The following is a 23,416-nucleotide window of genomic DNA, read 5'->3' on the forward strand; positions in this document are numbered from 1 at the left end:
CTTTTTGCTAGCTTTAAGTCATGACACTCGCACAAGCTATATCCATTGCAACCGAAGCCCATGCCGGCCAACTCGACAAATATGGCGCCCCCTACATTGCACACGTTATGCGTGTAATGCAACTCGGCAAAACAGAAGATGAAAAGATAGTTGGTGTGCTGCATGATGTTGTAGAAGATACTTCCTGGACCTTTGATCAGCTCATTGCACAGGGACTTGCCCCTCATCTCGTACAGGCCTTACAGTGTGTGACCAAACTTGCTGATGATGAAGACTATGATCACTTTATCAACCGTATTATACCCAATCGTCTCGCCTGCCTGGTGAAACTCAACGATCTTACCGATAATATGGACATCAGACGCATACCGGAATTAACAGAAAAGGACATACCACGCTTCAATAAATACCTGAGAGCTTATAATAAAATTGCGGAGGTCATTTCCCGTAATTAAATATTCGCTACATTTAGGAAATCGAAAATTTTCAACCAATATCTGACACGCTGTTAATGCTGTTGCTAAACCTGATTAGTTTGTGAATCTGCCACTGGTCATCTAAAAAACAATCACCGTTATGAGTCTGGTTCCTGCCAGCAAGGCTGCTGCCTATTTAGCCTTATTACGGGCCATTGAGTCTAACCGTCCTGAAAGTAAACGCTTGCTGTACGATCCATATGCAAGATCATTCCTGTCACCCTCCTTCAGACTAATAGAAAAACTGTCACGCGTCACTTTCCTTAATAATCTGATTGCCTGGTTCATTGACTGCAACTGGACCGGCGCACTAACCTCCTGTTCTGCCAGGACCCGGTTGATAGACGTCATGACCGTCAATACCATCCAGGATGAAGGCATCAATCAGGTCATCGTATTCGGCGCCGGATATGACTGCCGTTCCCTGCGCCTGCAGCTGAAAAAAAGAGTACAGTTTGTCGAGATAGACCATCCTGATTTTCAGGCAAAGAAACGCGAGATCCTCTCCCATACTTCCGTACGCTCAGGTAAGGAAACAATGACCAATTACGTCACTGCCGACCTGCATACGCAGGAGCCGGACGAAGTACTTTCGCAGATCTTTCAGAAGGGACATTACCGCACCCTCCTGATCTGGGAAGGCGTCACCAATAACCTCACCGCCCCTATTGCCACCAGGGCATTCGATTATTTCAAACGCTTCCGTTCCGGGACCATTATCATCTTCACCTATGTGGACAAAGCCGTACTGGAACACCCGGAGAAATTCACCGGCGCTGTCAATGTCACCAAACTCCTGCGCCGTAATAACGAATTCTGGAATTTCGGCATTGACCCTACTACCATCAAAGAGTTTCTGAGCTCGTATAACATGGAACTGCTATATAACCTTGATGCTGGTAAATACCGTAAAATGTACTACGGTGAGGAAGCAGTACATATGAAAGGATATGAGTTTTACAGGGTAGCGATGGCCAGAGTAAGGTAATATAATACCAGTTTTGCCCTTTGCAGCGACGCCACCAGTTCGCCGCTTCGCCGTCGCTTATTCGCCGCCAGTTCGTCGCTTGTTCTACCCATGTTTGCCCAAAGCGCAATTCAGCCACAGATAAGGGTTTTCTTTTTATTAACTGATTTACAGTAATACTTTTTTCACATTTTCCCGAAATGCCCTTTGCATATGCTGTTCACAACAGATTAAACATGGCTCAATATTCCTGTCTGTAGTATTTACGGGCATTCATTCGTAATTTTAACCATTATGCAGATTTACGATATACTAATAGTAGGGGCTGGTCCTATTGGCATTGCGTGTGGACTGGCGGCACAGAAGGCAGGATTAAGTTATGTTATTGCAGAAAAAGGATGTCTCACCAATTCCCTGTATAATTATCCGTTATATATGACCTTCTTTTCCACTTCGGAAAAGCTGGAAATAGGTGGCATTCCCTTCGTTTCCATCAGCGCCAAACCCGTAAGGCCGGAAGCGCTTGAATACTACCGTCGCGTCACCATCTCCAACGGTCTCAATGTGCGCTTATTCGAGCCTGTAGACGCTATCCGGCGTGAGGGTGAACTATATCATATCACGACGGATAAAACGACCTATCAGGCCAGGCATGTCATCATCGCTACAGGCTTCTATGATATCCCCAATATGCTGCACATACCAGGAGAACACCTGGCCAAAGTCAACCACTATTATAAAGACCCGCACTTCTATGCAGCACAGAAAGTAGTAGTGATCGGGGCAAATAATTCCTCTGTAGATGCAGCTTTGGAAACTTATCGCAAGGGAGCGGATGTCACGATGGTGATCAGGGAAGAAGGGATTGGCAAACGGGTAAAATACTGGGTAAAACCGGATATAGAGAACCGTATCAGGGAAGGCAGTATCAAAGCCTACTTTCATTCCCATGTAAAAGCTGTCAGGGAAAATGAAGTGGACATCCTGACCCCGGATGGGCTGGTCACGATAGAGAATGACTTCGTATTGGCACTAACAGGATATCAACCTAACTTCTCCTTCCTGGAAAAAGCAGGCGTTACTTTATCCCGTGATGCTAAAAAATATCCTACGTACAATCCGGATACCATGGAGACCAATATGCCGGGTATATACCTGGCAGGGGTAGTGTGCGGCGGCATGGACACGCATGTCTGGTTCATTGAGAACTCCAGGGACCATGCAGATAAGATTATTGCACATATAGCAGGTAAGCACGTGTAAGTGCTTACCTGCTATAGGCAGTTATATGATGTTAACTTCTCTTTCCAGCTCCACACCAAATTTCTCCGCTACACTGTCCATTACACGCTGTGACAGCTGATAGATCTCATTACCGGTAGCATCTGCGTAATTCACCAGCACCAGTGCCTGACGGGCGTGTACACCGGCATCTCCTTCCCTGAAACCTTTCCAGCCACATTGCTCTATCAGCCAGCCTGCCGCAAGTTTGAACTCTCCTCCTGCTACCGGATACGCCACAATATGCGGAAATGCCTCTTTCAGGGCTGCGTGCTTTTCTGCTGATACGGTCGGATTTTTAAAGAAACTACCGGCATTACCAATTTTCGCCGGATCGGGTAGCTTGGAACTACGGATATTGATCACAGCCTGACTGATCGCCTGTATGGTCAGCTCGTGTACTCCCATGTGTTTCAGTTCTTCTTCAATCGCGCCATAACTGGTATTTAGTTTCGGCGTTTTCGCTAACCGGTAGGTAACGCTCAGAATAGCAAACTGCCCCTTGTACTGACGTTTGAATACACTCTCCCTGTAGCCGAACCGGCAGTCTGCATTATTAAACTTAACAACAGCATGGTCGTGCAGGTGATAAGCTTCCAGTTCATGAAAGCAGTCCTTGATTTCTACCCCATATGCACCGATATTCTGCATCGGGCTGGCGCCAACATTGCCGGGTATCAGTGAGAGATTTTCCAGTCCTGCACGGTTGTGTTTTATACAATCCATGACGAAGCCATGCCAGGTCTCTCCAGCACCTGCTTTCACATATATATAGCTATCATCTTCTCCCACGACACTGATCCCTTTTATTTCGTTCTTCAGCAGGAAGCCGTCAAAGTTTTGGGTGAACAGTATATTACTGCCACCACCCAGGATCATATGTGGTAAGCCCTGTTGAGGCGGTGTTTTCAGCAACTCTTCCAGTTCTGCTGCATTGGAAAAAGAAGAGAAAAAACGAGCCTGGGCTGCAATGCCAAACGTATTATAAGGCCGGAGCGAAACATTTTCGGATATACGCATATGATCGTCAATTTAGTGTAAGCTGCATTGGCAGCCGCCATCAGCAGGCAAATATAATAAAACCATGCCTCAAACTACTGGCGTAATAACGGTTATACCTGATGGAGATGGGCAGGTATGTGTATATAAAATACGTGAAGAAACGGGCAATCAGGGAGGAAATATGATCACACGCAATCCACATCCGGCACGATAAATACCGAACGGAACTGCTTTTCTGCCAGCAGCCTGATAAAGTGTTCCTGTACAAGCCTTTTGGTATCCGCAATCACTTTCGAATCACGGGGCAGTTTAATCAGCATTTCCTGCAGATAATTGTTACGTACGCGACCTACCAGCGGTGTGGCCGGACCGACGAGTCTAGCGCCAACGTGCGGTCTTAGCCAGTTGCCCAATACCAGGGCGGCCTGTTCTACCGTTTGCTGATTTTTATGTTTCAGGGTTATTTTCAACAGCCGGGTAAACGGCGGATAACCAAAATTTTCTCTTTCTGCTATTTCCGCGGCATACATGGCTTTATAATCATGTGCCGTTACGTAATGCAATACCGGGTGATGAATGTTGCTGGCCTGAATGATCACTTTCCCCTTTCCGTTTCTCCTGCCCGCACGGCCACTCACCTGCTCCATGAGCTGGAATGCTCTTTCGTTCACCCGGAAGTCAGGGAAGCTCAGTAAGCTGTCGGCACTCAGGATACCTACGAGGTTGACATTATCAAAGTCAAGGCCTTTCACGACCATCTGGGTCCCTACCAGTATATCGATATCCCGCTGTTCGAGCAGCTGGATCATTTTATTATGGCTATCCTTGTTCCTGACAGCATCCATATCCATCCTGGCGATACGGGCCTTTGGAAACAGCTGTTGCAGATCGTCTTCTATCTTTTCTGTACCAAAGCTCTTGGGAATGAGCGTCTGGCTACCGCAGGCAGCGCAGGTCTGCGGATAAGGATAACGGGTGCCACAATAGTGACAGGTCAGTTTATCCTGGTTCCTGTGATAGGTCAGTGATACATCACAGTTCTTACAGTTAGGGATCCATCCGCAGGTGGTACACATCAGGAAAGGTGCATAACCACGTCTGTTCTGGAAGAGGATCACCTGGTTACCGGTAGCGACACTGTTGTTGATAGCGGTGTTCAGTTGCGGGGTAAAGTTCTCCTGCATGTTCTTTTCTGCACGTTCCTTCTTCACATCCACAATGGCGATTTCCGGCATTTCCACCCCACCAAAACGCTCTGTCAGTTCCACCAGGCCATATTTACCCTGTTGTGCATTAAAATAAGACTCCAGGGAAGGCGTGGCAGATCCCAGCAGTACTTTTGCCTTAAACAGGCCGGCATAGTAAATAGCAGCGTCGCGTGCGTGGTAACGGGGCGCAGGATCCTGTTGTTTGTAGGACGGGTCATGTTCTTCATCAAGAATGATCAGGCCCAGGTCCTGAAAAGGCAGTAACAGACTGGAACGGGCTCCCAGTAAGATCTTCAGGTCTCCGTTCTTTACCTTGTTCCAGATCTCCACCCTTTCATTATTATTAAACCGGGAGTGATAGATCCCGATCTGATTACCAAAATGTTTTTGCAGGCGGCGTACGATCTGGGTGGTCAGGGCTATTTCCGGCAGGAGGTATAACACCTGTTTACCAGCAGCGACATATTCTTCTATCAGCTTGACATACAATTGTGTTTTACCGCTGGAGGTCACCCCGTGCAACAGGGTCACAGGGCGGGCAGCAAAACTGCTACGTACTTCTTCCAGTGCTTTTGTCTGGGAAGGACTGAGTTCAAAGTCTATCTGTGCTTCTACTTTTCCACCACCTGGCACACGATCTACGACACGTTTCTCTACCCAGAGGATGTTCTTGTCTACAAGACCCTTTAGCTGAGCGGTAGTAGCGCCTGATTTTTTCAGCAGTTCCGTCTGCAATACGCTACCCTGTGTTTTTACCAGGTGCAGGTATGCCAGCAGCAGTTCCATCTGCTTGGGCGCTTTGGAGAGCTCGTTGAACAGGGGGGCGAGCAGTTCCTCCTCTTCATACTGTGCATGCAGCTGTACGTAGTTCTCCTTTTTCTCTTTATATACCTCTTTCAGTTCCTCATACACCAGCAGTACCTGCTTCTCTATCAGCTTTTTGATAGTGGAATAGACGTCTGATTTGTCAAGGATCAGCTGTACTTCATCAATACGGAGTTCCTTACGGATATGCAGTGCTTCAGCGACCATGTATTCATCGTCATTCAGGTCGGAGAAGTCATCGCCGTAGGCGTCATTGAAGAGCAGCAGCGTTTCACTGGAGAGCTTGAGATGGGCTGGCAGGGCGGCGTTGAGCACCTCTCCCTCACTGCACATATAATAGGAAGCGAGCCATTGCCAGAATGACAGTTGCGTAGGATATACGACAGGATCTTTGTCCAGCATATCCAGCAGTGGCTTCGTCTTGTAGTCGGCCGGCGCCTGTCCATGTATCGCTTTCACGATACCGGCGTATTTCTTCTGTTTGCCTAGCTGTACGGCCACACGGCTGCCTACCTTCAGGGAATCCTCCATTTGCGGAGGTACCATGTAGGTGTAATTCTTTGGCAGGGCCAATGGCAATATTACGTCAGCAAACTTCATCTGAAAATTTATACTGTAGCTTTCAATTCCCGTTCCATAATATCAAATACCTGTTGTTTGAGGGCTGGCAGGTCATCCATTGTCAGTCCGGTGACAGGAACAGGTGGCAGATATACGACGCGGCAGATACCCGGCGTCAGATTAAATCCTTTTGCGTGCAGGCGTTTCCCATTATCCAGGTACAATACCGGCTGGATAGGCGTCTGTGTTTCAATGGCGATACGGAAAGCACCATTGTGAAACGGTTGCAACAGGGACTCAGTTTCGTTGGTTGTTCCTTCAGGGAATATCAGGATAGATACCCCCTCCCTGATCATAGCGATCATCTCGCGTACGCTGGTTGCACGCGCCCTTGCGTTGGAACGGTCTACCATTACCACGGCGTTCCGGTAAATGATATTGAAAGCGGGGATCTTATTCATTTCGATCTTTCCGAGTGGGCGGAAAGGCAGTCTCATTACCTGTACGGCGAGAGCAGCATCGAGGTAAGAACGATGATTGACAACGTACAGGTACGGTGTCTGGTCATTTTTATCGTGCTTGTAAATTCTTTTTACCCGTATACCGACTGCGGGGAACCAGGTATGTGACCAGAAGCGCAGAAAATAATAAACGATATTACCTCCTTTGACCTTTCCGAGGAAGGATGCCAGGAAAATAGGAGGAATAATAATGAACATGATAGCAAGGAACACGATCGAGGCATATAACATATATACCAGGTGTAGTGGCTTGAGCAGTAACTTCATAATGAATGCCAATCTCTTTTTAAGTCTGATGCAAGCCGGAAAATTACAGTATACATATGGAAATACCTAATTACAACTACAGGACCAATCCTCATCGAGGTCAATACAGGTCACTACGCTGGTGGTATCTTCGCAGGGAGCGAATACAACGCGGAGGTGCTGTCCTTCTTCTGAATAGCCTTCCAATGCATAGGTGGGACAAGGTTCATCGAGGGGATTCGACTTCTCTGTGTTGACCGTACCTGTTTCCAGGATCTCAACAACTTCTTTTTCCGTCACATGGCGACAGTCCATCCGGCACTTGGCGTGACGGGTGTACTTGAGTGGTGCGTGACGGTTGAGCTTTGCCGGACTATTTGCGGCAACGGTTTCTTTCTCTTTGTCAGTTCTGGTGATACTTGTGTTATTGTATGCGGAAACGCGCGGTTGGTGCTGCGGACCTTTCCACCATTGTTGCTGCCAGGCGACCCACAACAATAATGTTAATAACAACATAGGTACATACTTACCCTTAGATTTCATGGTTATGCTCTGTTACAAATACTTCAGCATTGCTCATGCCGGATGGCAATCTATACAAAATTAGCAATATAACCAGTATAAAAAAAAGGTGCTACCTTTGCGCTCCTTATGACAACAGGTAAAAAAGTAGCATTTCATACCCTCGGCTGTAAGCTGAACTTTTCAGAAACCTCCTCCCTGAGCAGGTTGCTGGAACAGGATGGTTTTGTGAAAACCGATTTTGAGGAGCAGGCGGATGTGTATGTGATCAATACCTGCTCTGTTACCGACAATGCGGACAAAGAGTGCCGTCACCTGGTACGCCGCATCCAGCGCAGAGCTCCCGAAAGCATGATCGTGATCACCGGCTGTTATGCACAGCTGAAACCCAAAGAGATCGCTGAGATCGAAGGGGTGGACCTGGTATTGGGTGCGGCAGAAAAATTTAACATTGTAGAGCACCTGAAAACGCTGACCAAAGGTGACAGCGCGAAGATCTGCTCCTGTGATATTGAAGATGTCAATACCTTCCATGCTTCCTACTCTTTAAACGACCGGACCCGGACCTTCCTGAAGGTACAGGACGGCTGTGACTATACCTGCTCTTTCTGTACCATTCCGATGGCGAGAGGTAAGAGCCGCAGTGACAGTGTTGCGCGTGTAGCGGAGCACGCCCGTGACCTGGCTGCCAGTGGTGTGAAGGAAATTGTGCTGACAGGTATCAACCTGGGAGACTTCGGTAAAGGTCTGGAAGGTGGTAAGAAAAGGGAAGAAACCTTCTTTGAACTGATCCAGGAACTGGACAAGGTAGAAGGCATTGAGCGTTACCGCATCTCTTCAATAGAACCCAATCTGCTGAGTAATGAGATCATAGAATTTGTAGCGAACAGTAAAAAGTTCATGCCACATTTTCACATACCACTACAGAGTGGTAGTAATGAGATACTCGGCCTGATGCGCCGCCGGTACCGTCGTGAGCTGTATGCAGAGAAAGTAGCCCTGATCAAACAGTTCATGCCACACTGTGCTATTGGTGTGGATGTGATCGTTGGATTTCCTGGTGAGTCAGATGCATATTTCCAGGAAACATATGACTTCCTGCATTCACTGGATGTGACCTACCTGCACGTATTCACCTACTCCGAAAGAGCGAATACCGCCGCACTGGATATTACACCGGTAGTACCTGTAAACATCCGTAACGAGCGGAATAAGATGCTGCGCAACCTCAGCCATAAGAAACAACAGTATTTCAATGAACAGCATGTAGGTGAGACAAGAAAAGTATTGTTTGAAAAACATGGAAAGGATGGTATGATGGAAGGTTATACTGATAATTACATTAAGGTAACAACACCTTACCGCCTGGAATGGACGAATCAGCTGATCGAATGGGAGCTGAAGTGATACATTTTACGGTAATTACATGCATAACGTTCTTGCAATAATAAAAAAGTTCTTAATTTATTTTTTTCTATAAAACCTTTAACTGCAAAGGATTTGAAAGCGTGTAACCATCAGCGCAAGTTTACTGTCTGACCACAGATCAGCAAAATAAATTTGGCAGAATAAAAATACTTTCTACCTTTGCAATCCCATCAGACGAAAGGACTGACGGTAACCGAAAAAAATAATGGGAGTTTAGCTCAGCTGGTTCAGAGCATCTGCCTTACAAGCAGAGGGTCGATGGTTCGAATCCGTCAACTCCCACTTCATGTTCTTTTAAATTTCTATTTCTTCAGGGAGTTTAGCTCAGCTGGTTCAGAGCATCTGCCTTACAAGCAGAGGGTCGATGGTTCGAATCCGTCAACTCCCACACCGATGCTTCATCACTCAGATGAGGCTTTTTTTTTCCCGGTACAAGAAATGGCTATCTGCAAAAGCTGGTAGTTTGGCAAAAAGGGAGTTTAGCTCAGCTGGTTCAGAGCATCTGCCTTACAAGCAGAGGGTCGATGGTTCGAATCCGTCAACTCCCACACCAATGCTTCATCCGACGATGAGGTTATTTTTTCAGACACACAATATTGCTATCAGCAAAAAACTGGTAGTGTAGCAAAGAGGGAGTTTAGCTCAGCTGGTTCAGAGCATCTGCCTTACAAGCAGAGGGTCGATGGTTCGAATCCGTCAACTCCCACATCAAAGCTTCATCATTCAGATGAGGCTTTTTTTTTTAAAAATTAGAAATCAGGAATTGAGCAGGTCAGCTCTTCCTCACAGTTAAGAGCACCCCTGACTACGGAGTCCGGAGCGCATTTCCCCGAACCTGACTGTCTTCTTATGAACTAAATTTTCTAATTCCTAATTCCCCATTCCTAATTCCTAATTGACGACTGTTGCATTTTATATTTTTTTAGCGGAATTTGTGCCCTGTTTTAAAGCAGCAGCTACATGGGTCTTACGCTTACTGATAAAATTAAATCGGGCAATTCAGGACTAACCTTTTACAGTCTTACCCCACCAAAAATAACCACCGGTCCGGAAAGGATAGCAGAAATAGCCAAAGGGCAGTTAGAACGTATCAGTGCTCTCGATATTGATGGTCTGATCCTCTATGACATCCAGGACGAGTCTACCAGGACCGACCAGGAAAGAACGTTCGTTTTCACGCCGACACTTTCCCCGGAAGAATACAGCAGAAAGTATTTCCAGGAACTACAGGTACCGAAGATCATCTATAAAAGTATTGCAAACATGAACGGCGACCGCTTTAAACAGTGGCTGACCGATAACAGTGATGTAGCTTATTCTGTATTTGTAGGCGCCTCTTCCCAGCAACAGGTAGAGCAAACGAACTTCACTCTGCGGGATGCATTTACACTCAGACAACAGCATGCACCATCATTGCTGATCGGTGGTGTTACAATACCCGAAAGGCACGCCAAGAAAGGAGATGAACACATCCGTCTCAACGATAAAACCGGACAGGGATGTAACTTCTTCGTATCACAGTGCGTGTACAACGTCAATGACACTAAAGACCTGCTGGCGGATTATTACTATCACTCCTGCGAAAAGAGCTTCTCTCCGGCGCCTATCGTATTCACACTGGCCCCCTGCGGCTCACTGAAGACATTGCAGTTCATGGAGTGGTTAGGCATTAAAGTGCCGAAGTGGCTTTTTAATGACCTGAAACATTCAAAAGATATTCTCCAGTCGTCTATCCATACCTGTCTGAACGTGGCTTCGGAAATACTGGAATATGCTGATAAGAAGAACATGGCGGTAGGATTCAATATAGAAAGCATTGCCATCAAAAAAGAAGAGATCAATGCCTCTATCGAATTACTCGGTGAAGTGATCAGATTAACCAAACCTGCCACCAGGGCAGCTGCCAGCCAACTGCTGGCGGATGTACCGGCAGTGCTGTAGTCAATACATGTTGAAGCTATACACAAAGCCCCTGTCTTTGCAGCAAGACAGGGGCTTTGTGTATAGCTAATGACTAATAAAAGGTTATTTGCGCCCCTTCAGAATACGTTTGAATGCTTTACCCAGCTTGTTCAGATTAGCCAGCTGTTCCTGAATAGGTGCCAGTGTAAGATCTTCCGGTGTAACGCCTGCTTCAATGTAATCTATCTCCGTCTGTTCAGGGTAGATCAATACAACGTTATGCGCGGGGAAATGCCGGCTTAAACGACCAGGCATCCCATCCAAGTAAGGACGGTATGACAGGGTTCCCTTGCGTGCAGCCACGACCATTACCAAATCATTCTTCGTGATATCTTTTGATAACTGCAGGAGTTCCTCTATGTTGTCAAACTGTTTGAAGACGATGTCCACACTAAGCCTAAGCTGTTGCAGGTAGACTGTTATGGCCTGCTGCGTATGACTGTGACAGCATATCATCAGGCGGGCGCCGATCTCTTTGCTCAGCAGGAAGATCTTCTGGATATAGTGCTGAAAACCGATTTCATATTCCGCATTCTTCGGCATGACCAGCACCAGCTTACGCGTTGCGTTCAGCGGATAATGGAAATCACACACGTAAATATTTTCCCACACACTTTGCAGTACGTTATCCAGCGTCGTACCGAAAATAGAGCCGAACAAACGTTCAGTTGTACTGTTCTTATCTGTCCAGCCCAATACCACATCAGTGATCATCAATTCTTTTGCAGCACGCGCAATACCATCAGACACGTTGAGATCAATACGGGTCACCGCCTGTACCTTACTCTCCGTCGCACCGGCATACATAACAGCAGCCTCCATGATCTTGCTGGTCAGCGCTACCTTCTGCTTCGCCTCTTCGTCATCCTGTACAACCGCCAGCGGATAGATCGGTGTATCCGCATCCGGGTCCTTGATCATCAGGGCAAAGTCAAGCAGCGGTTCCATATGTCCCTGGCGGGATATCGGCACCAGCACCCTCTCAGGAACGGCATCCATCGCGGGCTTACTATCTGCATCTGCGATCGCCAGTTTACGGCCGGCATTCTCGGTTACAAACGACCCTGTCAGACAGGTGATCAGGATCAGTATCACGGTTCCGTTCAGCACGTTCTCATTGATGATACCCATATTGAAACCGATCAGGATAACGGCAATAGTAGCAGCCGCATGAGCGCTACTGAGTCCGAATATAACATTACGCTGTGTCGGTGTGTATTTGAAACAGAGCTGTGTAAAGAAGGCCGCAAGATATTTACTTACAAGGGCGAGGGAGGTCAGTACGCCTGCTATCAGCAGTGCCTCGGGACCTTTGAGCAGTACCCGGAGGTCTACCAGCATCCCGACACTGATCAGGAAGAAAGGGATGAATATTGCATTCCCTGTAAATTCGATCCTGTTCATCAGTGGAGAGGTATGGGGAATCAGCTGATTCAGTGCAAGGCCTGCGAGGAAAGCACCGATGATCCCCTCCACACCGGCCAGTTCAGCCAGAAAAGCGGCCAGGAATACCAGGGCCAGTACGAAGATGAAGTGAGACGTCTTATCGTCTTTGATCTTCTTGAAGAACCAGCGACCTATCATCGGGAATATCCACAGGATGATAGCGGCAAAAACCACCAGTGATACCGACAAACGTATCCAGAAATGCGTATTCAGATTGCCTGATGCAGCCCCGGTGATCACGGCCAGTATGACCAGCACAGCTGTGTCAGTAATGATCGTCCCTCCTACCGCTACGGTAACGGCTTCATTCTTGGTAATGCCCAAACGGCTTGCCAATGGATAAGCCACCAGCGTATGCGTGGCAAACATACTGGAAACCAGCATTGTAGCCAGGAAGTTAAAATGCAGCACATAGGTGCACACAAAATATCCCAGGATCAGCGGAATAAAAAAGGTAAAGGCACCAAAGACCAGGCTACGGTTCCGGTTCTTTTTAAACTCCGCCATGTCCAGTTCCAGCCCGGCCAGGAACATAATGTACAACAGACCCGCTTTCCCAAACAGGTCAATACTGCCTTTTTCAATGATGTTAAATCCATGGTCGCCAATGGCCATGCCCGCCAATATCAGACCGATAATGCTCGGTATCCGGAACTTACGGAGTATGATCGGCGCCAGCAGAATGATGAACAATACCAGAGAGAAAATAGGGACAGGGTCTTTCAATGGGAGATTCGTATCCATCAACAATATCATGCCGTTCAATATATTCATAACCTTACTTCTATAGATCACAATAATAGGAATTATCGGCCAATGCGTTCCTGATTTAATTAAAGAGTTGATTTTCATCAATATCACGGCAATATTGCCCTAAAACATTCCTATTTAATTTAACGATTATTAACCGTAGTTTTGTGGAAAGTATTTACCGGATTATGAGCCAGCGTGATCAAACAGGCACAAAGATTCAAGAATGGGAAGATGTATTGGTAGCTGAAGATGAACAGTTCCCTTTCAGCCTTATCGTTTGGAACGATGAGGTCAACACATTTGACTGGGTGATCCAGTCACTGATCGAAGTATGTGACCATACACAGGAACAGGCTGAACAATGTGCGCTGATCATTCATCACAATGGTAAATACGCTGTTAAACAGGGCGAATTCTCCCGTCTGCGCCCTATGTGTGAAGCCCTCCTGGACAGAGGCATCAGCGCTACGCTGGAAGAAGCAGTTGAAAGATAATGCCTGTATTTGAGCTTTCCGACGATTTGATTTTCCCACCTGTTGATCTGGCGGAACCAGATGGGCTGCTTGCGTACGGTGGTGACCTGACAACAGAACGGTTATTGCTCGCCTATAGTGAAGGCATCTTTCCCTGGTATGATGAACCTCCTATCCTCTGGTGGAGTCCCGATCCCCGATTCGTATTATTTCCGGAAGAGCTGAAGATCTCTAACAGCATGAAACAGGTGCTGAAAAAGGGAACATTCACTATTACAATGAACAAAGACTTCCCAGGTGTAATTGCTGGCTGCCGGAAGGTACCCCGTGCCGGACAAGACGGTACCTGGATCACGCCGGAAGTAGAGGCCGCCTATATTGCCCTGCATCAGGCAGGTTATGCACATTCGGTGGAATGCTGGCAGGATAATAAACTGGTGGGGGGCTTCTATGGTATTCAACTGGGATATAACTTTTTTGGAGAATCAATGTTCTCACTGGTGAGCAATGCCTCAAAAGCCGCCTTTATCACCTTTGTGACATATGCCATGGAAAAAGGCCTGACAATGATAGACTGCCAGGTGTATAGTGCTCATCTGGCCTCACTGGGCGCCAGGATGATACCACGTGAGGAGTTCCTTTCCATCATCAAAAAAGAACAATAAAAAACTCCGCCCTGTCATGACAAAGCGGAGTCTGTTTTTATACTGATCGTACTTACTTTACTTAGCTTTACTCTTCTTTGTGAAGCTTCCTTCAAAGAAACAACGCACACCTCTGTAAGCGCCGCAACCGCCAATTTCCCTGATACTTACCTTACCAGATGCAAACTGGAAGGCGATACCACAATCGGTTTCCTTGTCTTTGTATTCGCCTTTGTTAGCGCCTGTGAAATGGCCGGTACCGGACAACTCTCCTTTACAGCCTGTCTTATCTTTTGAGAAAGAAATGAAGAACAGGAAAGACTTCGCATCATCTCCATCACGGATGGAAATAATACTGTTCTCGCCGGAGATATAGTCGCCTGACAGCTTATGCGTTGCTTTCAGGGTATCGATCGGATTAAATAACTGTCCAGCCGCCGCATCACCTGCACTGTTAGTCATGATCAATGTGGTGGCACCATTGTCGGCAACACCAAAGAAGTCTTCCCTGGTCGCTTTGTGGCCGGCACTGAGCTCCTTTTCATTGGTTACCTTGATCACCTGACGGGTATCTATGGAAAAATAATGCAGGTCTTTTTTATCATCCACCTTACCAGCAGGAAGGCGGTTCAGGTAATGCCCTTTTTTATCCAGGAAGCATATATAGGCAGTGGTAGCAGATTTACCCACAGCTTTTACCACAAAATAATTCACCGCAGCACCGTCAATCGCCGCTACCGGGTAGAATTTCACTGCAGTACCTTCCGGAAAATCAGATTTCCCCAATGTATCTGTCAGGAATTCCTTCAATACTTCCGGAGAGATGGCGGTACTATCAGCAGACTTTTCCTGTAAAGATTCGGGGGTCAGCTTATAGGGCAGTTTAGCCTCTGCAAACAACCGGCGGAAGTCTTCAAAAGTGAAGGCATCCTTTCCCGATTTATCTTTTTTTGATCCACAACCCGCCAGCAGACCAACAGTCAACAGCGCTAACACTAGCTTATTCATGCGTATATGCTTGTTTATTACGGCTGAAAAGTTAGAGAAAAAAATGATATGATCAAAATAAGGAGGAGGGTCGGAACGTTGTGTTTGTATTTCTGACACCTTTTATTTAGATTTACCTAAACTTTATTTTAAGGAATTATGAATTTGTCGATTGCTGAGGAGAATTATATTAAGTCGATCTATAAACTGGAGGAAGAGGGACAGGAAGCGGTAACCACAAATGCACTGGCCAACGAACTGGAGACAAAACCTGCATCTGTTACCGACATGGCAAAAAAACTGAAGGAAAAAAAGCTCATTTCATACGAAAAATACCAGGGTATCAATCTGACCGCCGACGGGAAAAAGGCCGCATTAAGCATTATCAGGCGGCACCGTCTCTGGGAATGTTTCCTGGTAGATAAATTATCATTCAGCTGGGAAGAAGTACATGAGCTGGCAGAAGAGCTGGAGCATGTGCGCAGCGAAAAGCTTATCTCCCGTCTCAGCGCGTTCCTGGGTAACCCGCAGATTGACCCTCATGGCGACCCTATTCCGGACGCGCAGGGCAAGATGAGCAAACCACGTATACAAACGCCCTTGCATAAAGCAAAAGCGAAACGACTGGAAGTCGTGTCTGTTTCCGATAAATCAGCCGCACTACTGGAATTTCTGAATGCCAAAGGCATCCGGCTGGGCACGCAACTCGACGTCATCGAACGGTATGAATTTGACAATTCAATAGAATTAAAGATCCGTAACCAACCGGCATTTACACTCAGCGAACAGGTTTCAAAAAACATAATGGTCAAACCGATATAATACAGTCCGCAGCGGTCATACACATACGCCTGTTACAGGTGGTGAAGGGGACAGACTAAAAAATTCAACCACCTGATCCGGTTATACCGGGTGGCCGGCCAGCGGACTGCTTAACAGCTAACATATGGATCACCAGCACACATCGTTAGGCGAAGTTCATCAAAGCGTAGACACTACCGCGACCAGCACCAGCCGCTGGCGCAAACTCCTTTCTTTTTTCGGACCGGCATACCTGGTCAGCGTAGGCTATATGGACCCGGGCAACTGGGCCACTGATCTTGCCGGTGGTAGTCAGTACGGCTATAAACTGCTCTGGGTATTGCTAATGAGTAATCTCATGGCCCTGCTGCTGCAAACACTCAGCGCACGGCTGGGGATCGTAAGAGGCCGCGACCTGGCACAGGCTAACCGTGAAACATACCCCCCGGGTGTTAACTTTATTCTTTACATACTGGCTGAAATTGCTATAGCCGCTACCGACCTGGCAGAAGTACTGGGGATGGCGATAGGTATACAATTGCTGACAGGACTACCGTTGCAGTGGGGCGTAAGTATTACCGTACTGGACACATTCCTGCTACTGATATTGCAACGATACGGCATCCGTAAGATGGAAGCTTTCATCATTGCGCTGGTGGCCATCGTAGGGATCTCTTTCCTGGCAGAACTGTTCATGGCTAAACCCGTATTCAGTGAAGTGGTGACCGGTTTTAAACCAAGCATTCCTGACAATACCGCATTATATATTGCTATTGGTATTATCGGGGCGACCGTGATGCCACATAACCTCTATCTGCACTCAGCCCTTGTTCAGACCCGTAAGATCAAACGGGACGAGCAGGGCATCCGGCAGGCACTGAAACTGAACTTTATAGACAGTGCCGTCGCACTCAACCTGGCCTTCTTTGTGAATGCGGCGATCCTGATACTGGCAGCCGCTGTGTTCTTTAAGACAGGACGGACAGATATTGCGGAGATACAGGATGCACACCAGTTACTGGAAGGATTACTGGGTAACAAATGGGCACCCGCATTATTTGCCATAGCACTGATCGCTGCGGGCCAGAGTTCTACCGTAACCGGTACACTGGCAGGCCAGATCGTGATGGAAGGTTATCTGCGACTGCGTATCAATCCATGGCTGCGCCGCCTGCTCACACGTTTGCTGGCTATCATACCGGCCCTTCTGGTGATCATGCTGGCAGGACCAGAGAAGGTTGGTGAACTGCTGGTATTCAGCCAGGTGCTACTGAGTTTGCAGTTAGGCTTTGCGATCATTCCGCTGATCCACTTTGTAAGTGATAAAAAGACAATGGGAAGCTATGCAGTAGGTCCGGTGGTAAAGGTTATCAGCTGGATTATCACGGCGCTGCTGGTGTACCTGAACTCACGTATGGTGTTTACAGAAGCAGTGAACTACATTGGCAACAATGGTAATATATTCGTTGATATACTGATCGTAGCTGCAGGTATAGGTTTCCTGGTGCTAATAGGTATTACGATAGCTTATCCGCTGATCAGCCGTTATCAGCAGAAGGCTTCTGCACGTATTCATACTACTCCGGATATCTTACTGGGAGATATTCAGCCGCCGGTATACAATCGTATCGCCCTGGCACTGGACTTCAGTAAAGACGATGAGAAGATCATTTCGAATGCACTGGCTCATGGTAATCCGGCGACACAATACCTGCTGATACATATCGTGGAAAGTGCTTCTGCGCGTTACCTCGGCGGGGAGTCGGACGACTTTGAGACCAGGAAAGACAAAGAGCAGATGGACGCTTATATCAATCTGCTACGCAACAGGAATATCAATGCAAAGGGCCTGTTAGGCTACCGGCACCGGGCGGAAGAGATTGTGCGTATCGTAAAAGAAGAACAGGCCGATTTCCTGATACTGGGCGGCCATGGACATACCGGCATCAAAGACTGGATCTATGGAGAGACGACCAATCAGGTGAGGCATAAAGTGCGAATACCGGTATTGGTAGTGCAGTAAATAATTAAAAAGAAAGGGAAAGACCACTTAAAGTCTTTCCCTTTTCTCTTGAAAAAAGCAATATATCTTATAATCCCAATGCGGCTTTCAGCCTGGGATAACCAGTTTTACTTACAGGCACTTTCGCACCGGTTTTTAATATAGCCAGATGATTTTCCTTTTCATATGGCTCGATGCGGGTCACCTGATTTACATTCAGCATGTAGGAACGGTGTACACGCGCAAACTGTTGTGGATCGAGCGATTTCTCGAAGAACTGCATTGTCTTGTTCTTCAGGAAAGTACCTTCCGGTGTAACAATCTTCACATAGTCATCCGCTGCTTCCAGGTAGTGTATTTCCTGTACCGGAATGATCTTGATCTTACCATTGATCTTTACGACAATTCTGTTGCTCTGGATAGGTGAAGCACCGGCAGTCTCTAGCAGGTTGGCAGTCTGCAATTCATCGGCCGCACGACGATCCAGCCATTTCTGCACAGCTTTATCGAAACGTTCCTTTGAAAAAGGCTTCAGCAGATAGTCTATGGCATTCACTTCAAAAGCACGGATCGCATGTTCTTCAAAAGCAGTAGTGAATATCACCGCAGGCAATGCTTCCACGAGCTCCAGCATTTCAAAGCCATTGATCTTAGGCATCTGTACATCGAGGAAAATGATATCAGGTTGTTGCTGTTGTATGGCTTTCAGTCCTTCAAAACCATCTCCGCATTCCTGCATTACGGCTATCTGTGAAAAGGATGTGAGATATTCTTTGACAACTTCTCTTGCCAGGGGTTCATCATCAATTATTACTGCTTTTATCATATAGTTGCGGCACTTTAATCAAGGTAGTAAATATGTTTTCATTTGCGTTTGTTTCGAGAAGGTCCTGTCTTCCAAAAAGCAGGTATAATCTTCTCTGGATAGATGCGAGTCCGAAACCAGTACCTGCAGGAGCCTGTAAGGTAGGATCAAAAGGATTTTGCACCTGTATACAGAGCATCTCATCGGACTGCCATGCAGAGATGGAGATGGTGATCGCATCTGTTGTATCGTATAAGCCGTATTTGATAGCGTTCTCCACAACGGGCTGTAAGAGCATGGGAGGCAGCTTCAGCATACTGGCTTTTTCCTCTGCGGCAATATCAGTTGATAACCGGTGACCAAAACGCACTTTTTCAATATCAAGATATAACTGCAGATACTGCATTTCTTCCGGTAGCAGTATCCATTGCTGGTCTTCACGTTTCAGGGTGCCCCGCAGGAAATCACTCAGCTTCAGTACCATTTCTCTTGCCTGCTGCGGACGTAGTGTGATCAGCGCATTGATAGAGTTCAGACTGTTAAAAAGAAAGTGTGGCTGTAACTGCTGTCTGAGTTTAAATAACTCGGCTTCTCTTGCCAGTCTTTCCGTTGCTTCCTTTCGGGCCAGTTCCTGGCGCTGCTCCTCCATATCGTACCACATAAGGGTTTTGATACCGACAGCGGTTACAACCAGGAATCCTGTGATGAATCTAACCGGGAGAGCAAAGAAGCTCCAGTGCTGATAATAAGGTACATCTTTAAAGATCTCGTTCACCAGCCAGTAGCAACAGCCAGCCCACGCAAAAGTCAGTACGGCTACATATATGAGCAGGAATACGTATCTGCCTTTTGCCGGTCTGTAGTGAGATAAGCTGAAACAGATGGCCACTCCTATCAGCGCCAGTGAAGTGGTATGTACCACACTGTCTGTCCATGCGATGCTGTCACTGATATTGAACCAGAGGATCAGCAGATAGGCCTGAATGACGGTGAATACGTATGTGGTACCTATCATCGCCCATCTGAAAGATCTGTTTGCCAGTATATGATTTGCCAAGGAGTTGGGAATAAAGATGAAATAATCAGGCGCGTTTATCGATCAGGTTAGGCCCTCTCAGGTGCGAAGCCTTGACCTGCAGCCAGGAGATGTACGCATTGGCATCTTCCGGCTCTTCGATGCGGGAATAGAGTTCCATTCCATCATCCAGGGAGGTAAGTACATTCACTTCCGGTACGTTAATAAAGCGCCATTCTACCAGTTCCTGTCTTTGATTCCTGAAAGCATATTGTTCCTGTTTTCCCATCTCACAGGCGCGTTTCCAGGCGTTCTGTTTAGTATCAGCACTGATCAGTTTTAACTGCTCATCGAACTGCGGCGTATGATCACCATTACCACTAATGATCTGGTAAACGATTTTAGCTACAAACCACTGCATAAGATCTATATTGAAAGGATGAAATAAAAGTTATCAGAGATAGTTTCTGATCTCAATGCCACCAAAGATGCAGGTACCTTTGATCACTAAGATCTTTTCAGAGTTGCCGGCATTAGAGAGCAGCTCTACCGGGCGTTTATCTGTCACACCGCCCATGAGCACAGTATCCATTTCCAGGCGTACATCCCAGTTGGTAGGCAGGATGATTTCCACACCGCCAAAAACGCAGGTCACATCAAATACGATCCTGTCCTGAAAGTCGGCCTGGGTCAGGTTCAGGTCAGTGCCTCCGAAGATAGCCGTGATATCGCCACCTTTGAGGTCCTTAGATACCACTACCCTGTTTTGTCCGCTGAATATTACGGTAGAGTCTATAAAATCATCAGAAGTGGATCGGGGAGGCATTACATATTTTTGTTTTTCGCTGGATTCCTGTCTTCTGCCAAACATCAGGGCAAGTCCTACGATAACGAAAATGGCGGGCCACATGAAGCGGGCCAGGTCATCGCTCAGCATAAAGTAATCCTTGGCAAAGAAGACGGTACCTACCAGCATGACGATCAGGCCGCCCCAGTTTTTAAACGCGCTGGCTGTCCAGATAATGAGACCGATGCCGATCAGCAGCAGCTGCCAGGAGAACACCCATTCAGGCAGTGCCAGGTCCATGTTCCTTAAAAAGAGAAACAGACCGATGAGAATAAAGATCAGGCCTTTTCTGATGCCACTGGAACCTTTACGTTCATTTCTTCTTTCGTCCCTGCAACGGCGTCTTTCTGCCTTGCGTTGGTTACGCTCGTCCTTCCAGCTATTTTCGTTTGTATATTGTTGGTTGTCCATATGATGTTTGACATTTACGATACAAACTTAGGAAGGCACAACGGGTCCAGGAAGCCTATTTAGGCTAACAGGAGAGAGAGTTCCGGTAAAATGCATGAAAAGACCGGCGAAAATTAATTAGGAATCGGGAATTACTTCAGCATTCCGCTCATTACAGCAGCCAGCTTCCCTGCCCATACTCCCATACCACGGCCGGAATAGTGCAGACCATCACTGGCTACCAGCCCCGGGTCCTGGGCTGCCTTCCGGGTATCGGGTGTAATATCGATATAGTGTACTTTAAACTTTTTGGAGACGGTTTTGTTAACTGCGTTAAAGGCATCTATTTCAGCTGCGATCTGCTCCCGGTCACGGCCTTCCGCAAAAGGTACAGCGCCCCAGTCAGGGATAGATAGTACCACTACCCTGTCGGAATGATCACCGGCAAAATGGATAGCCTGTTTCAGCAGACTGGTAAACTGCGTCTTGTATTCCGCGGTGCTACGTCCGCGATACTGGTTATTTACACCAATGAGCAGGGTCACGATACTGAAAGTGTCAGTAACATTAGCCTCACCAATAGCGGCCTCCAGCTCATCTGTAGTCCAGCCTGTTTTTGCAATGATACGCGGCGGGGCGACGGTAATACCCTCTTCAGCCAGCAGCCTGACTGCCTGGTTAGGGAAACGGTCCGCTTCGGGTACGCTTTCTCCGATTGTATAACTATCGCCGAGTGCGAGATATGTGAAATGCTGAATGGTTGTGTCCCGGGAAGTACTATGACCTGGTATCATAGGGATTTGCTCATTTTTTGTTCCCAAAAATAAGAAAAAGAGCATTGAACATAGATAGTAGCCCATAAGAATGTGTGTTATTCCGTACCTTTGCGCTCGATTATTATAAATTACGAAACACGTAAAGAAACTGTTTTATGCCGGCAGAAAAAATATCAATGACCAATGGCCAGTTACAGGTGCCTGATCAACCGATTATCCCTTTTATTGAAGGCGACGGGATTGGACCTGATATCTGGAGAGCCAGTGTGCGCGTGTTTGACGCAGCTATTGAAAAGGCTTACGGTGGAAAAAGAAAGATAGAATGGACAGAAGTGCTGGCTGGAGAGAAAGCTTTCCAGCAAACAGGCGAATGGCTGCCGAAAGCGACGCTGGAGGCATTCAAAGAGTACCTGGTATCCATCAAAGGACCATTATCTACTCCGGTAGGTGGCGGTATCCGTTCCCTGAACGTAGCGATGCGCCAGGAACTGGACCTGTATGCCTGTGTACGCCCTGTACGTTGGTTTGATAAGGTACCTTCTCCGGTTAAACATCCGGAAAAAGTCGATATGGTGATCTTCCGTGAGAATACTGAGGATATCTATGCCGGTATTGAATATATGTACGGAACGCCGGAAGCTGAAAAGCTGCTGAACTTCCTGCAGAATGAAATGGGTGTTAAGAAGATCCGTTTCCCTGAAACTTCTTCCCTGGGTATCAAGCCAGTATCTAAAGAAGGTACTGAAAGGCTGGTTCGCGCAGCGCTGAAATATGCAATTGAGCAGAAACTGCCTTCCCTGACCCTGGTACACAAAGGTAATATCATGAAATTCACCGAAGGTGGCTTCAAAAACTGGGGCTATGAACTGGCTGTGCGTGAGTTCGGTGATAAAGTATATACCTGGGAACAGTGGGAAGCCACTAAAAAAGCAAGTGGTGAAGAAGAAGCCAACAAAGAGCTGAATGTTGCCATTGCGCATAAAAGACTGATCGTTAAAGACGTGATCGCTGATAACTTCCTTCAGCAGATCCTGTTAGCGCCTCAGGACTACTCCGTAGTAGCTACCCTGAACCTGAACGGTGACTATATCTCTGATGCGCTTGCTGCAGCAGTAGGTGGTATTGGTATCGCTCCGGGCGCAAATATCAACTACCTGACCGGTCACGCTGTATTCGAAGCAACCCACGGTACGGCGCCACGCTTTGCCAACACTGACACCATGAACCCTAGCTCCGTTATCCTGAGTGGTGTAATGATGCTGGAATACATGGGCTGGAAAGAAGCAGCTGATATTATCGTAAAAGGCCTCAGCACTGCCATTGCACGTAAACGTGTAACTGTAGACTTCTACAAGCTGATGGACGACGCGACCCTGGTGAAAACCAGTGAGTTCGCTGATGAAGTGATCAAGCACCTGTAACCCTACCGGTTACTTATATATCTGGTTCCGCTTTTTAAAGCATTGGTTAGCAGCCAT

The 23,416-nt window shown here is 47.1% G+C and carries 21 protein-coding genes and 4 tRNA genes; 14 read left to right on the forward strand and 11 right to left on the reverse strand.

Annotation, left to right across the window (positions count from 1 at the left end):
- Positions 1 to 20: 20 nt before the first annotated feature.
- The 3 genes from GWR21_RS12325 (at position 21) to GWR21_RS12335 (ending at position 2,706) form a co-directional block, all read left to right on the forward strand.
- Positions 21 to 455, forward strand: coding sequence for a phosphohydrolase (locus GWR21_RS12325; protein WP_162332049.1), 435 nt, complete (start codon positions 21 to 23; stop codon positions 453 to 455).
- Between the two features lie 121 nt (positions 456 to 576).
- A complete protein-coding gene (locus GWR21_RS12330) occupies positions 577 to 1,464 on the forward strand; it encodes a class I SAM-dependent methyltransferase (RefSeq protein WP_162332050.1) in 888 nt (295 codons plus the stop codon).
- A gap of 273 nt (positions 1,465 to 1,737) precedes the next feature.
- Positions 1,738 to 2,706: a YpdA family putative bacillithiol disulfide reductase gene (locus GWR21_RS12335; protein ID WP_162332051.1), complete on the forward strand. Its 969-nt coding sequence runs from the start codon at positions 1,738 to 1,740 to the stop codon at positions 2,704 to 2,706.
- A gap of 21 nt (positions 2,707 to 2,727) precedes the next feature.
- On the opposite strand, the gene murB is transcribed toward GWR21_RS12335, so the two are convergent.
- The 4 genes from murB to GWR21_RS12355 form a co-directional block, all read right to left on the reverse strand.
- Positions 2,728 to 3,744, reverse strand: coding sequence for a UDP-N-acetylmuramate dehydrogenase (gene murB / locus GWR21_RS12340; protein ID WP_162332052.1), 1,017 nt, complete (start codon positions 3,742 to 3,744; stop codon positions 2,728 to 2,730).
- A gap of 167 nt (positions 3,745 to 3,911) precedes the next feature.
- On the reverse strand, positions 3,912 to 6,359 hold the full coding sequence (gene priA, locus GWR21_RS12345; RefSeq protein WP_162332053.1) for a replication restart helicase PriA: 2,448 nt from the start codon (positions 6,357 to 6,359) through the stop codon (positions 3,912 to 3,914).
- An 8-nt stretch (positions 6,360 to 6,367) separates the two neighbouring features.
- Entirely contained in the window at positions 6,368 to 7,108 is a 741-nt protein-coding gene (locus GWR21_RS12350; RefSeq protein ID WP_162332054.1) for a lysophospholipid acyltransferase family protein, read from the reverse strand.
- A 66-nt stretch (positions 7,109 to 7,174) separates the two neighbouring features.
- Positions 7,175 to 7,630 (reverse strand): DUF4258 domain-containing protein, encoded by a 456-nt coding sequence (locus GWR21_RS12355; RefSeq protein ID WP_162332055.1) that lies wholly within the window; start codon positions 7,628 to 7,630, stop codon positions 7,175 to 7,177.
- A 108-nt stretch (positions 7,631 to 7,738) separates the two neighbouring features.
- On the opposite strand from GWR21_RS12355, the gene mtaB reads away from it, so the two are divergent.
- The 6 genes from mtaB (at position 7,739) to GWR21_RS12385 (ending at position 10,978) form a co-directional block, all read left to right on the forward strand.
- The gene (gene mtaB / locus GWR21_RS12360; RefSeq protein ID WP_162332056.1) at positions 7,739 to 9,016 is read left to right on the forward strand and encodes a tRNA (N(6)-L-threonylcarbamoyladenosine(37)-C(2))-methylthiotransferase MtaB; all 1,278 of its coding nucleotides are present in this window, start codon (positions 7,739 to 7,741) and stop codon (positions 9,014 to 9,016) included.
- Positions 9,017 to 9,244: 228 nt separating this feature from the next.
- Positions 9,245 to 9,319, forward strand: a tRNA-Val gene (locus tag GWR21_RS12365).
- A 31-nt stretch (positions 9,320 to 9,350) separates the two neighbouring features.
- Positions 9,351 to 9,425, forward strand: a tRNA-Val gene (locus GWR21_RS12370).
- Positions 9,426 to 9,510: 85 nt separating this feature from the next.
- Positions 9,511 to 9,585: transfer RNA gene (locus GWR21_RS12375), tRNA-Val, on the forward strand.
- An 83-nt stretch (positions 9,586 to 9,668) separates the two neighbouring features.
- Positions 9,669 to 9,743: transfer RNA gene (locus GWR21_RS12380), tRNA-Val, on the forward strand.
- A gap of 254 nt (positions 9,744 to 9,997) precedes the next feature.
- Complete coding sequence (locus GWR21_RS12385) at positions 9,998 to 10,978, forward strand: methylenetetrahydrofolate reductase (RefSeq protein WP_162332057.1); 981 nt, start codon at positions 9,998 to 10,000, stop codon at positions 10,976 to 10,978.
- 84 nt (positions 10,979 to 11,062) lie between these two features.
- On the opposite strand, the gene GWR21_RS12390 is transcribed toward GWR21_RS12385, so the two are convergent.
- Positions 11,063 to 13,219: a cation:proton antiporter gene (locus GWR21_RS12390; protein ID WP_162332058.1), complete on the reverse strand. Its 2,157-nt coding sequence runs from the start codon at positions 13,217 to 13,219 to the stop codon at positions 11,063 to 11,065.
- Positions 13,220 to 13,362: 143 nt separating this feature from the next.
- On the opposite strand from GWR21_RS12390, the gene GWR21_RS12395 reads away from it, so the two are divergent.
- Together GWR21_RS12395 and aat are read left to right on the forward strand one after the other, a co-directional pair.
- Positions 13,363 to 13,692: an ATP-dependent Clp protease adaptor ClpS gene (locus tag GWR21_RS12395; protein WP_238430328.1), complete on the forward strand. Its 330-nt coding sequence runs from the start codon at positions 13,363 to 13,365 to the stop codon at positions 13,690 to 13,692.
- On the forward strand, positions 13,692 to 14,336 hold the full coding sequence (gene aat / locus GWR21_RS12400) for a leucyl/phenylalanyl-tRNA--protein transferase (protein ID WP_162332059.1): 645 nt from the start codon (positions 13,692 to 13,694) through the stop codon (positions 14,334 to 14,336). The genes GWR21_RS12395 and aat overlap by 1 nt, the downstream gene beginning before the upstream one ends.
- Positions 14,337 to 14,393: 57 nt before the next feature.
- Here aat and GWR21_RS12405 read toward each other — a convergent pair whose 3' ends face one another.
- On the reverse strand, positions 14,394 to 15,323 hold the full coding sequence (locus GWR21_RS12405; RefSeq protein WP_162332060.1) for a hypothetical protein: 930 nt from the start codon (positions 15,321 to 15,323) through the stop codon (positions 14,394 to 14,396).
- A 138-nt stretch (positions 15,324 to 15,461) separates the two neighbouring features.
- Here GWR21_RS12405 and GWR21_RS12410 point away from each other — a divergent pair, with 138 nt between their 5' ends.
- Together GWR21_RS12410 and GWR21_RS12415 are read left to right on the forward strand one after the other, a co-directional pair.
- Positions 15,462 to 16,124 (forward strand): metal-dependent transcriptional regulator, encoded by a 663-nt coding sequence (locus GWR21_RS12410; protein WP_238430330.1) that lies wholly within the window; start codon positions 15,462 to 15,464, stop codon positions 16,122 to 16,124.
- A 124-nt stretch (positions 16,125 to 16,248) separates the two neighbouring features.
- Positions 16,249 to 18,126 (forward strand): Nramp family divalent metal transporter, encoded by a 1,878-nt coding sequence (locus GWR21_RS12415; RefSeq protein ID WP_162332061.1) that lies wholly within the window; start codon positions 16,249 to 16,251, stop codon positions 18,124 to 18,126.
- Between the two features lie 67 nt (positions 18,127 to 18,193).
- Here the strand turns inward: GWR21_RS12415 and GWR21_RS12420 are convergent, their stop codons facing one another.
- From GWR21_RS12420 to GWR21_RS12440, 5 genes are all read right to left on the reverse strand, one after another.
- The gene (locus tag GWR21_RS12420; protein ID WP_162332062.1) at positions 18,194 to 18,931 is read right to left on the reverse strand and encodes a LytR/AlgR family response regulator transcription factor; all 738 of its coding nucleotides are present in this window, start codon (positions 18,929 to 18,931) and stop codon (positions 18,194 to 18,196) included.
- Positions 18,909 to 19,967: a sensor histidine kinase gene (locus GWR21_RS12425; RefSeq protein WP_238430332.1), complete on the reverse strand. Its 1,059-nt coding sequence runs from the start codon at positions 19,965 to 19,967 to the stop codon at positions 18,909 to 18,911. The genes GWR21_RS12420 and GWR21_RS12425 overlap by 23 nt, the downstream gene beginning before the upstream one ends.
- A gap of 25 nt (positions 19,968 to 19,992) precedes the next feature.
- Positions 19,993 to 20,346 (reverse strand): DUF4288 domain-containing protein, encoded by a 354-nt coding sequence (locus tag GWR21_RS12430; protein WP_162332063.1) that lies wholly within the window; start codon positions 20,344 to 20,346, stop codon positions 19,993 to 19,995.
- Between the two features lie 33 nt (positions 20,347 to 20,379).
- Positions 20,380 to 21,183: a LiaF transmembrane domain-containing protein gene (locus tag GWR21_RS12435; protein ID WP_162332064.1), complete on the reverse strand. Its 804-nt coding sequence runs from the start codon at positions 21,181 to 21,183 to the stop codon at positions 20,380 to 20,382.
- A 131-nt stretch (positions 21,184 to 21,314) separates the two neighbouring features.
- The gene (locus tag GWR21_RS12440; protein WP_238430334.1) at positions 21,315 to 21,956 is read right to left on the reverse strand and encodes an SGNH/GDSL hydrolase family protein; all 642 of its coding nucleotides are present in this window, start codon (positions 21,954 to 21,956) and stop codon (positions 21,315 to 21,317) included.
- 137 nt (positions 21,957 to 22,093) lie between these two features.
- Here GWR21_RS12440 and icd point away from each other — a divergent pair, with 137 nt between their 5' ends.
- The gene (icd, locus tag GWR21_RS12445; RefSeq protein WP_162332066.1) at positions 22,094 to 23,359 is read left to right on the forward strand and encodes an NADP-dependent isocitrate dehydrogenase; all 1,266 of its coding nucleotides are present in this window, start codon (positions 22,094 to 22,096) and stop codon (positions 23,357 to 23,359) included.
- The last annotated feature ends 57 nt before the right edge of the window (positions 23,360 to 23,416 follow it).

Origin of the sequence: Chitinophaga agri, from assembly GCF_010093065.1 — a bacterium.
GTDB lineage: Bacteria > Bacteroidota > Bacteroidia > Chitinophagales > Chitinophagaceae > Chitinophaga > Chitinophaga agri.

Bases quoted from the DNA above. Each gene is read 5' to 3' on its own strand.
- GWR21_RS12325 (WP_162332049.1), top strand. From the start codon at position 21: ATGACACTCGCACAAGCTATATCCATTGCAACCGAAGCCCATGCCGGC.
- GWR21_RS12330 (WP_162332050.1), top strand. From the start codon at position 577: ATGAGTCTGGTTCCTGCCAGCAAGGCTGCTGCCTATTTAGCCTTATTA.
- GWR21_RS12335 (WP_162332051.1), top strand. From the start codon at position 1,738: ATGCAGATTTACGATATACTAATAGTAGGGGCTGGTCCTATTGGCATT.
- murB (WP_162332052.1), bottom strand. From the start codon at position 3,744: ATGCGTATATCCGAAAATGTTTCGCTCCGGCCTTATAATACGTTTGGC.
- priA (WP_162332053.1), bottom strand. From the start codon at position 6,359: ATGAAGTTTGCTGACGTAATATTGCCATTGGCCCTGCCAAAGAATTAC.
- GWR21_RS12350 (WP_162332054.1), bottom strand. From the start codon at position 7,108: ATGAAGTTACTGCTCAAGCCACTACACCTGGTATATATGTTATATGCC.
- GWR21_RS12355 (WP_162332055.1), bottom strand. From the start codon at position 7,630: ATGAAATCTAAGGGTAAGTATGTACCTATGTTGTTATTAACATTATTG.
- mtaB (WP_162332056.1), top strand. From the start codon at position 7,739: ATGACAACAGGTAAAAAAGTAGCATTTCATACCCTCGGCTGTAAGCTG.
- GWR21_RS12385 (WP_162332057.1), top strand. From the start codon at position 9,998: ATGGGTCTTACGCTTACTGATAAAATTAAATCGGGCAATTCAGGACTA.
- GWR21_RS12390 (WP_162332058.1), bottom strand. From the start codon at position 13,219: ATGAATATATTGAACGGCATGATATTGTTGATGGATACGAATCTCCCA.
- aat (WP_162332059.1), top strand. From the start codon at position 13,692: ATGCCTGTATTTGAGCTTTCCGACGATTTGATTTTCCCACCTGTTGAT.
- GWR21_RS12405 (WP_162332060.1), bottom strand. From the start codon at position 15,323: ATGAATAAGCTAGTGTTAGCGCTGTTGACTGTTGGTCTGCTGGCGGGT.
- GWR21_RS12410 (WP_238430330.1), top strand. From the start codon at position 15,462: ATGAATTTGTCGATTGCTGAGGAGAATTATATTAAGTCGATCTATAAA.
- GWR21_RS12415 (WP_162332061.1), top strand. From the start codon at position 16,249: ATGGATCACCAGCACACATCGTTAGGCGAAGTTCATCAAAGCGTAGAC.
- GWR21_RS12420 (WP_162332062.1), bottom strand. From the start codon at position 18,931: ATGATAAAAGCAGTAATAATTGATGATGAACCCCTGGCAAGAGAAGTT.
- GWR21_RS12430 (WP_162332063.1), bottom strand. From the start codon at position 20,346: ATGCAGTGGTTTGTAGCTAAAATCGTTTACCAGATCATTAGTGGTAAT.
- GWR21_RS12435 (WP_162332064.1), bottom strand. From the start codon at position 21,183: ATGGACAACCAACAATATACAAACGAAAATAGCTGGAAGGACGAGCGT.
- GWR21_RS12440 (WP_238430334.1), bottom strand. From the start codon at position 21,956: ATGATACCAGGTCATAGTACTTCCCGGGACACAACCATTCAGCATTTC.
- icd (WP_162332066.1), top strand. From the start codon at position 22,094: ATGCCGGCAGAAAAAATATCAATGACCAATGGCCAGTTACAGGTGCCT.